6 protein-coding genes and 2 pseudogenes are annotated in these 9,277 nt (G+C 58.1%); 3 read left to right on the top strand and 5 right to left on the bottom strand.

Annotated elements, in window-relative coordinates; all coding sequences use genetic code 11:
- A partial coding sequence (locus JAB1_RS11915) for a putative Ig domain-containing protein (RefSeq protein WP_175445052.1) occupies nucleotides 1-2,017 on the bottom strand: 2,017 nt, incomplete at its 3' end.
- Between the two features lie 607 nt (nucleotides 2,018-2,624).
- Complete coding sequence (locus tag JAB1_RS11920) at nucleotides 2,625-4,637, bottom strand: S9 family peptidase (RefSeq protein WP_070280075.1); 2,013 nt, start codon at nucleotides 4,635-4,637, stop codon at nucleotides 2,625-2,627.
- Nucleotides 4,638-4,953: 316 nt separating this feature from the next.
- On the opposite strand from JAB1_RS11920, the gene JAB1_RS11925 reads away from it, so the two are divergent.
- A complete protein-coding gene (locus JAB1_RS11925; RefSeq protein WP_254672068.1) occupies nucleotides 4,954-5,463 on the top strand; it encodes a DinB family protein in 510 nt (169 codons plus the stop codon).
- Nucleotides 5,464-5,514: 51 nt separating this feature from the next.
- Here the strand turns inward: JAB1_RS11925 and JAB1_RS30275 are convergent.
- A pseudogene (locus tag JAB1_RS30275) lies at nucleotides 5,515-5,706 on the bottom strand (IS21 family transposase); the annotation flags it as partial.
- A gap of 1,104 nt (nucleotides 5,707-6,810) precedes the next feature.
- Here JAB1_RS30275 and JAB1_RS28750 point away from each other — a divergent pair.
- Nucleotides 6,811-7,851 carry a hypothetical protein gene (locus JAB1_RS28750; protein WP_071653339.1) on the top strand — a complete coding sequence of 347 codons (1,041 nt, stop codon included), beginning with the start codon at nucleotides 6,811-6,813 and terminating at the stop codon, nucleotides 7,849-7,851.
- Nucleotides 7,826-8,470 (top strand): NADAR family protein, encoded by a 645-nt coding sequence (locus JAB1_RS28755; RefSeq protein ID WP_071653340.1) that lies wholly within the window; start codon nucleotides 7,826-7,828, stop codon nucleotides 8,468-8,470. Before JAB1_RS28750 ends, JAB1_RS28755 begins: the two co-directional genes overlap by 26 nt.
- Before the next feature lie 411 nt (nucleotides 8,471-8,881).
- Here the strand turns inward: JAB1_RS28755 and JAB1_RS11935 are convergent, their stop codons facing one another.
- Together JAB1_RS11935 and JAB1_RS11940 are read right to left on the bottom strand one after the other, a co-directional pair.
- Nucleotides 8,882-9,097, bottom strand: coding sequence for a hypothetical protein (locus JAB1_RS11935; protein ID WP_070280078.1), 216 nt, complete (start codon nucleotides 9,095-9,097; stop codon nucleotides 8,882-8,884).
- A pseudogene (locus tag JAB1_RS11940) lies at nucleotides 9,094-9,277 on the bottom strand (capsid portal protein); the annotation flags it as partial. The pseudogene JAB1_RS11940 and the gene JAB1_RS11935, both read right to left, overlap by 4 nt.

A 9,277-nucleotide genomic window follows, 5' to 3' on the forward strand; every position in this document is an offset into this window, starting at 1 on the left:
TGGCTTCCGCCGACGTGCCGCCACCATTGCTGGCCGTGTAGGAGAAGCTGTCCGGCCCGGAATAACCTGCCGCAGGCGTGTAAGTAATGCTGGTGCCGCTGACCGTCGCCGTGCCGTGGCCGGCAGCGGAGGCCACCGCCACCGACGTCGCCGCGCCGCCGCTCAGGTTCAGGGTGATCGGATTGGCGCTGCTGCCATACGCCACCGTCGCACTGACGGCGCCGGCCACTGGGGGCGCCACCACCACCGTGACGGAGTAAGCACGCGACCCCGTGTAAGGTCCGCTGCCGCTGCTGCTGTCGGTCGCGGTGACGGTGAAGTTATATGGCCCCGCTGCCGTCGGCGTGCCGGACAAGGTGCCGTCCGCCGCCAGGCTCAGGCCCGTCGGCAAGCTGCCGCCGGTGATGGCATAGCTATACGGGGCCGTGCCGCCGCCGGCGGCAATGCCCTGGCTGTAGGCGACGCCGGCTGTCATCGCCGGCATGACCGTCGGCGTGATGCTGATCGTTGGTGCTGCCACCGTCATCGAGTAGGCGCGCGCGCCAGAGTATGGGCCGCTGCCCGTCGAACTGTCGGTGGCGCGCACGGTAAAGTTGAAGACGCCGCCCGCCGTCGGCGTACCCGACAGCACGCCGGTGGAGGCATTCAAGGTCAGGCCGGCCGGCAAGGTGCCGGCGCTGATGGCGTAGGTGTACGGCCCGGTACCGTTCGCGGCCGTCACGCTCTGGCTGTATGCGCTACCCACGGTTGCCGCGGGCACGGTGCTTGGCGCAATCGTGATGGTGGGGCCGCCAACCGTGATCGTCACGGTGGCGGGCGCCGAGGTGCCGATGCCGTTCGTAGCCGTGTAAGTGAAGCTGTCCGGCCCGCCGTAGCCGGCCGTCGGCGTGTAGGTGATGCTGGTGCCGCTGGCCGTCGCCGTGCCGTGCGAGGCAGCGGAGGCCACGGCCACCGACGTCGCCGCGCCGCCGCTCAGGTTCAGGGTGATCGGGTTGGCGCTGCTGCCGTAGGCCACGGTGGCGCTGGCGGCGCCGGCCACGGGAGCACCGGCCGCGACGGTGACGGAATACGCGCGCGACCCCGTGTAGGGGCCGCTGCCGCCGCTGCTGTCGGTCGCGCTGACGGTAAAGTTATACGGTCCCGCTGCCGTGGGCGTGCCGGACAGGGTGCCGTTCGCGGCCAGGCTCAAGCCCGTGGGCAGGCTGCCGCCGGTGATGGCATAGGTATAGGTGGCCGTGCCGTTCGCCGCAGTGATGCCCTGGCTATAGGCAAGACCGACGGTCATTGCCGGCATGACCGTCGGCGCGACGGTGATGGTTGGCGCATTGACCGTCAGCGCATAAGCGCGCGTGCCATTGGCAGCCAGCGAGTCCGTGGCCCGCACGGTGAAATTGAACGTGCCTCCCGCCGTCGGCGTGCCAGACAGACTACCGGCGCCGGACAGGCTCATGCCTGCAGGCAGGCTGCCAGCCGTCACCGCGTAGGTGTAGGGCGCCGCGCCGCCCGTCGCGCTCAAGGCCGTCACAGGATAAGCCTGGGCCACCGTCGCAGTCGGCACGGTGGCAGGCGACAGCACGATGGCGGAAGTGATCGTGACGTTGTACACGATGGGCTGCGCCACATCGTCCTTGACGGTGAAGGTATCGGAGGTCGCGCTGAGATTCGTATTCCTGTAGCGCACGGCATTCGTCTGGTTCGAATCCTCCAGCGTGCCGTGTTGCGGCGGCACCAGGGTGCCCGTCAGGCCGAAGGGGGAACAAGCCGAATTGGAATAATCCTCGTAATACTCTTGCCCCGCCACCACGCTGATGTTGCGCGGACTCGGGCAGGCACTGGCGGCGGAAGCCTGGCTGGAAAAGAGGGATAGCAAGACAAACAGCAGGGTTCCCGCCAGGCGCATCAGCCACGATGGCAGCAAGCCTTGGACAGGCGGCGCGCCATGGGCCCTGGCAATGAAGCCATCAACACTCCGGACAGGCGTGGATAGCCATCCAAATTTCGTGAAATTTAGAAACATTTGTCTTCCCTCAATACATTTATCTTGGCGCTGGAGCTATTGCAGATAACGGTCAAGGCAAACCTGCACGCCGATGACAACTACCGTCAACAGGACTCAAGGTGGCTTCCCAGCATGATTAAACCTTGCTTTAAGTCAATCTATGCTACTACGGCTTACAAAGAAAGCAACTATAAAATATTATCAAATAGGGAAGTTTTTTAATAAAAATCAATTGCTATTAAAATAGTGTATTTATTCAACAACAATTATGGAAAAGAAACCCGCGTGGGAGGCTATATTGACCTGCTCGCCGTAAGCCATGCGGACGTGGCATCAGGCTAGTCTGCATGGCCAACAGCAAGGGCTTGCCGCCCATTTTCCCTGTCGAGTACGCTCGGTGCGCCAACGGGAAGACGGCTTTGCATGGGGAAATTCTGGCGGCGCATGCTTGCCGCTGCAGCAGCAGCGACCGCATCGAATACGGCCTCGCGTACCCTGCCCTCAGTTGCACGCACGCCACGCCGGAGGCTGTCACCTTGCAAGCCACCCGCGCAGAAATCTTGCCAGCGGGCAGCATGGCCTGCCCGGCATGTTGCCCGGCAGGCCATGGCACCTGCTGTCAGCTTTACTGCAGTGCTTGCTTTAAACCCTGCGCAAACTCCGCGCCATGCTTGACCTGCGCGGTGGACGCCTTCAGGGTGGCGCCGATGGGCTCGGCGCGGCCAGCCAGGCATTGCCCCAGGAAGTTTTCCGTCACCGCATTGAAGGCGATGTTGTTCACGGGCCGGGCAAAGCCATGGCCCTCGTCGGGGAACAGCACATACGTGACGGGGATGTTCTTGGCCGCCATGGCCGCCACGATCTGGTCCGATTCAGCCACGTTGACGCGCGGGTCGTTCGCGCCCTGGCCGATCAGCAGCGGGCGCTGGATATTCTGCGCAAAGTTCAGCGGCGAACGCTCCTTCAGCAGCGCCTTGCCCTCTTCCGTGGTCGGGTCGCCCATGCGCTTGTAGAACTGCTGCTTGCCCGCTTCCCAATACGGCGGTATGGTTTGCAGCAAGGTAAACAGGTTAGACGGGCCGACGATGTCGACGCCGCAGGCAAACGTCGTCGGCGTGAACGCCATGCCGGCCAGGGTGGCATAACCCCCATACGAGCCGCCCATGATGGCCACCTTGTCGGCCGTGGTCACGCCGCTTTTCACCGCCCATTGCACCGCGTCGAGCAAGTCGTCATGCATCTTGCGGCCCCACTGCAGGTCGCCGGCCGAGATGAATTGCTTGCCGAAGCCCGTCGAGCCGCGGAAGTTCACCGACAGCACGGCGTAGCCGCGGTTGGCCAGCCACTGGTGATAGCCATTGTAGCCATACGTATCGCGCGCCCACGGGCCGCCGTGCACCAGCAGCACCATCGGCACCGCCTGCGATGGCGTGCCGCCGGCGCTCGCCTTCGATGCTTGCGGCAGAGTCAGATACGACACCAGGTTCAGGCCGTCGCGCGCCTTGATTTGCTGCGGATACATGGGCACCAGCGGTGCGCCTTCCAGTTCCGGACGCGTCACGTACAGCCGCGTGAGCTTCCTGGTCTTGCGTTCGTACAGCCAGCTCGATGGCGGCGCCGTGACGGCATCGACGGCCACCAGCCATTTATCGTCCGCATCCGTGCGCGACGTTACCGTGAACTGGCCCTGGGTATTTTTTTTCAGGAAGGCCAGGTCGGCTTTCAGGTCGTTCGTCAGCGGCAGATATTCCTGCTGCAGAAAATTGACCGTGTAGGCCTGCACGCGGCCCGTGCGCGTGTCGTACAACGCATCGGCAATATCCGTGCGCGGGTCTTGCGCCACCACCGTGCTCTTGCCGCTGGCCACGTCCTGCGCCAGCAGCGCCGAGGTATTGCGGCCGCGCGAATCGTTCCAGTACAGGGTCTTGCCATCGACCGTGAACGCCAGCGGCGACGTGGTCTGCGCATCTTCCAGGCCCACTTCGGCCAGCGGCGTGCTCTCGACCTTGCCATCGGCCAGGCGGAAATACGTCATGCCGCCATCGGCGCGCGCCTTGCTGGCAATGCGCAAGTTGAGCAGTTCATCGGCGACATAGCCGCCATAGCCATCATTCTGCTGCACCAGGGTCAGCTTGCCGCTGGCCAGGTCCAGGCTGTACACGTCGTGCCAGCGCGCATCGCGGTTATTGATGCCGACGAGGATGCGGTCCTTCACCTTGCTGCTGATCTGGACTATCCGCACGCGGGTCTTCTCGAACGGCGTGTAGTTGATCTGCTTGCCGCTCGCCACGTTCACGCCGTACAGCAGGAAGTTTTCATCGCCGCCCTTGTCCTGGATGAACAGCAGGGTTTTCGAATCGGGCGACCAGAAGCTGCTGCGGATGGGCCGCACCTTTTCTTCCGTCAACGGGCGTGCCTGCGCCAGGTCGCTGGCCGGCGCCACCCACACATTGAGCACGCCGTCGCGCGGCGCGATCCACGACAGCCACTTGCCATCCGGGCTGATGCGCCCGCCGGACTTGCTGGGATTGCCAAAAATCTTCGCCCGCTCGATCAGCGGCGTGTCATTGGCAGGGGCTTGGGCGTGCGCCGGCAGGGCGGCGGCAAACAACAGGGCAGGCAGGGCATAGCGGATCATGGACACCTCATGGTTGATGAATGAAGGGAAACTTCACACGTGCATGTGCCAGGCCATCATAGGCCAAACGGCTGTTGCCAGGCTGATCACAATGACCAAATCAGGAAACGGGGGAACAGAATGCCTGTAGCGGGGAATGAAATGCGGAAGGCAAGAATTGAGCAAGCGCAAGACGCTGGCGCGATGGCCCGATGGCGTGACCCGAGCGGACGTAGCACGCTTGCCAATTCTTGCAAAACCATACACTATCTGCGTGCAGTAATTCAGCCCTGACATGGAGAGAGCACTCATGAGCACATGTGACCATATCGTCCGAATGGCCGCCTACAATGAAGTAATGAATGAGAAACTGTATAGTGCAGCTGGGCAACTATCTCAGGAGGAGCTCTTTGCCGACCGCAAGGCATTTTTTGGCTCCCTCTTCGACACGATGAACCACCTTGTCGTCGCCGATACGATCTGGCTCAAGCGTTTCTGCGGACATCCGGCACGCCAGCCGGCGCTCGACGCCATCCGCGCGGTAGCCGTCCCGGCCGCGCTGAACCAGCCGCAGGCCGAAGACCTGACGGGCCTGCTCAGGCTGCGCCATACGCTGGACCAGACCATACAGCGCTGGGCCGCCGACCTGACGCCAGGCGACCTGGAACAGCCGCTCGGCTACGCCAACATGAAAGGCATGGTGTCGCGCAAGCGCTATTCGAGCCTGATCATGCATTTTTTCAATCACCAGACGCATCACCGGGGCCAGGCCACCACCCTGCTGTCGCAAAGCAGCATCGACATCGGCGCCACCGACCTGCTGATGTTGATTCCCAACGAAGACTGACGAGCGCAGTGTTCGTTTGCTCGCAGAATTGACCCACTCTGTTTGACCCGCCTTCCACTGCTTGGCAAACGCTGCCACGCGGTCGTATGACCCTACGTAGCCCAGCTCTTTCAGGTCTTCATGGATCTGCTTCAAATTGCGCCGCTGCTTACGCGGCTTAGTCGTCTCGGCCTTGAGCCAGCCGGATAGCTGCACCGAGTATTTGTCTAATCCGCTAATTGATCGCCGCTCCGCATAGGAGGGCTCAGTGTCTAGCTGGAAAATACACGAAATCTCACTCACCGGTGACATGAACCAGGATGCGCCGAAAGGCTGGGCTCCACGAGGACTTAAAAGAGTTGGGGTTCGATGGGGGGCTTACGACAGGGTCGCGGCGTTCGCGAGGACATGGAGTGGCGTCAAGTAGGCCTGGTCAATTCGGCCAGCAAACAAACATGCTCGGGCCTGGGAAAGAATCGTCAGCAGGAAAAACCTGTTTCAACCCATGCCAAATGATTGCAAACAAGCCCATGTTTTCGTAGGGGTAAATGCAGGGATAAAAACTCTCACCCAAGAAAAAGGCCACTCCGAAGAGTGGCCTAAGTCCTTGAATCTAATGGTCGGGGCGAGAAGATTCGAACTTCCGACCCCATGCACCCCATGCTCGATGATACTTAGCCAGAACCCGCATGGATGCTACATATAGGGTGTGAGTCGTATAATATACAGTACTTTTCGACAGGTACTCAAGCCCGCATGTTTCGGCGTTTTTTCGTCGAAAATTATACGTTTTCTCGGCCGTTTTTCGCGCCTTCCCACATCATCCGCGCCGTACTCACTTCCGGAAAAAATCCGCTGAAGCGGTGCAATGCAAACAACTAATGCTCATAAGCCTTACAAGACCACTCTCTAATAACGTACCTACTTTTGTACCGTCGATTGATAAAAACTGCAGAATTTTTCAGTCATTGGCCTTCGAAGGGTATCCCATGGCCTGCCAGCTTCGAGCACCGCGCGCGCAAGCTTGGGAAGCTCGACAAGGAACTCAACAGCCATGCGGGCTTGCGGCCCGTTTTTGCTTCGCAAAGGTAACACTATAGCAGCGCTGGAAGCCATGAACCATGCTGTTGATTTTATGGTTGTGGAGCAAATTTTTCGGCTTAATGATGGCTTTTGCTGTTTTATCTGCTATCTGCCCCTTGAAACGTACCAAAGTTCAAAATACTATCGGCCGCAAGTAAAGAACTTTCAACCTCAGCAGCCCAAATGCTGCATAAAAACTAGCCATAGATAAAAATCTTTGTTGCCTGACTTGAATTTTAAAATATCATCTATACTTGCTTTTGGTTAATGTCACTTGGAGGTGGTATGGCGAAGAGAACTAATTTGATGGCAGCAATTGCAAACACCATTCAGTCGTATAGGAAAGGGGAAATTCCTGTTCCTACGGTTGACCATGTTGATCGCTGGATCAGCCAATTTACACCAGAAAATCAGTTGCCAATGCTGCAAGAATTTAGCGATATCATCGAAAGTTCTTTCATCACTCATGACCGTTTTGTTAGATTCTTAGGTGGTCTAATGAACAATGCAGCACTGACAGGCAAAATTCCTAAAGACTTTTGGTCAAAAGTAAATTTTTTAAGAGTACAAAAAGATGGTGTTAGTCAACGAGCAATGCTTAAGTTGATGGCTGTTCAGTTGAAAGATACATTTGGACTTGAGCTGGCAAAATGCGGAACGGACGATGGTGACTTCATGTATTTGGATGACATCATGTTCACTGGTAGTCGGGTCGGCAATGACATCGTCGATTGGATCAAAAACGACGCACCAAAAGAGTGCCGTCTCCACATTGTTCTTGCAGTGACGCACACTACAGGCGAATATTATTTGCGTAATACACGGCTTGAAAACGCGAAGAAGGAAGCTGGCAAGCAAGGAATAAAGATCACTGTTTGGCGCGCTCTGGAACTGGAAAATACGGTGCATTGGAATAGAAATGCTGATGTTTATTGGCCAAGTGAGCTACCCAATATTGAAACTGTAAAATCCTACGCAGCGAACGGAAAATTTCCGTTCAAGCCTCGTGAACTTGGTGGAGAGTCGAAGATTTTCAAATCCGAAGAAGGGCGTAAGATACTTGAATCTGAGTTCCTACTCGCAGGGATGAAGATTCGATCACACCATTCGACGCCAAAGGACTCGCTTCGACCGCTCGGATTCGGCCCCTTCGGGATCGGCTTTGGCTCAACCTTAGTGACCTATCGGAACTGCCCCAACACAGCCCCCCTTGCGGTTTGGTGGGGTGATGGTGGTGCAAGCAATACGGCGTTACAATGGTATCCTCTACTCCCCCGAAAAACGTACTCGTCTGCGGAAAATGTCTTCAGTAAATTCTTCGACTAAGTTTGAATTGCTACGCACATACACTAGAAGTGAGTGCGTAGTCTTTCATCGTACGAAGGATCCGTTTGGCGGGCTTTCGAATATGGCTGGCGGATACGTGGTAACTGTCAATGGTGTACGTTTTCGCACAACTGAAGCATTGTATCAAGCATGCCGATTTCCACAATTACCTGAAGTTCAAAGGTTGGTCATCTCAGAGGCCAGTCCCATTGTCGCCAAGCGAAAAACAATGCCCTTCCGCGATCAGACAAGAAAAGACTGGGACTCCATTCGGCACAAAATTATGCGATGGTGCTTGCGAGTAAAACTTGCCCAAAACTACACTGAGTTCAGAGCTTTGTTACTTTCTACAGGTGATGGTCATATCGTTGAGCAATCAAGTAAAGATACATTCTGGGGCGCGCGAGTTATCGATCAAAATACTCTTGTAGGAGAGAATGTTCTCGGCCGCTTGCTTATGGAACTTAGAGAAGACGCACGAATTGACGAAAAGCAAATATTAAGGGTTGTGCCCCCTTTACCCATACCAGATTTTAACCTTTTTGGTGAGCCTATCGAAATAGTGACTGCCCCGAATTCAGAGGCGTTGCATGGTTATCGAAGCACCATGTTGTTCTAATTGCTCCGCTGACTGATATCTTTCGTGCTCGGACAATATGACCGCAATACAGCCCCGCTAGTACACTAAAACGCCCCTTCCCACACCAATACACCAGTAGCGTCAAGATACGTTCAAAGTGCGTCAAAATGCGTCAAATCGCATGTCCCCTCTTCGCCCCGCCGCACCAGTCCTCATGCGCCTTCGGCCATAACGCAAATTTGAGTCAAAAGAGCCCTATATAGCGGGCAGGTGTGGAGGGGGGACAACTGCGCGCGCCGGGCCGAAATGGGCTTTTTTCTTGCTTCTGGTGCAACATCCATCATCAGGACGTGAAAAAGCCGCCTCGTGGGCGGCTTGTGCGGTGGCTGGGGCGCTCTGGCGCGGCTGGGCTATCGCCGCCCTGCCCTGCCGGTCATCGCGGCGTGGCGGTCATCCTGGGCGGCCGGCGCGGATCATCGCCGCCTGCTCCTTCTGGTAATCATCGCGGCAATCGACGTTGCAGAACGGCAGGCCGGGCGCCAGCACCTCGTCGCAGTAGTGGCAGGCGCCGTGCGCCACCAGGCCCGGCCGGCGCCGCACGGCGGCCAAGCCGCGCGCCACCTCGGCGAAGATGATCTTGTCCGTGTTGTCGACGTGGTCGCTCATGCCGCGCCCTCCCCGCCTGTGGCCAGGTCATACGGGGCGAACTTCACCACTTCCACGCCGGCCCATTCGTTAATCGCCATGAACTGCGACTGCAGCGGCACCAGCTCATTGCGCGCGAAGACTCGCGCGGCCGGCTCAACGGCACCGAAGCCGCCTGCATTGTTCGGCAGGATGCCCATG

Source organism: Janthinobacterium sp. MP5059B (assembly GCF_001758645.1).
GTDB lineage: Bacteria > Pseudomonadota > Gammaproteobacteria > Burkholderiales > Burkholderiaceae_D > Janthinobacterium > Janthinobacterium lividum.

Excerpts from the sequence above, each read along its gene's own strand:
- JAB1_RS11925 (WP_254672068.1), top strand. The coding sequence starts at position 4,954 with ATGGCCGCCTACAATGAAGTAATGAATGAGAAACTGTATAGTGCAGCT.
- JAB1_RS11935 (WP_070280078.1), bottom strand. The coding sequence starts at position 9,097 with ATGAGCGACCACGTCGACAACACGGACAAGATCATCTTCGCCGAGGTG.
- JAB1_RS11920 (WP_070280075.1), bottom strand. The coding sequence starts at position 4,637 with ATGATCCGCTATGCCCTGCCTGCCCTGTTGTTTGCCGCCGCCCTGCCG.
- JAB1_RS28755 (WP_071653340.1), top strand. The coding sequence starts at position 7,826 with ATGTCTTCAGTAAATTCTTCGACTAAGTTTGAATTGCTACGCACATAC.
- JAB1_RS28750 (WP_071653339.1), top strand. The coding sequence starts at position 6,811 with ATGGCGAAGAGAACTAATTTGATGGCAGCAATTGCAAACACCATTCAG.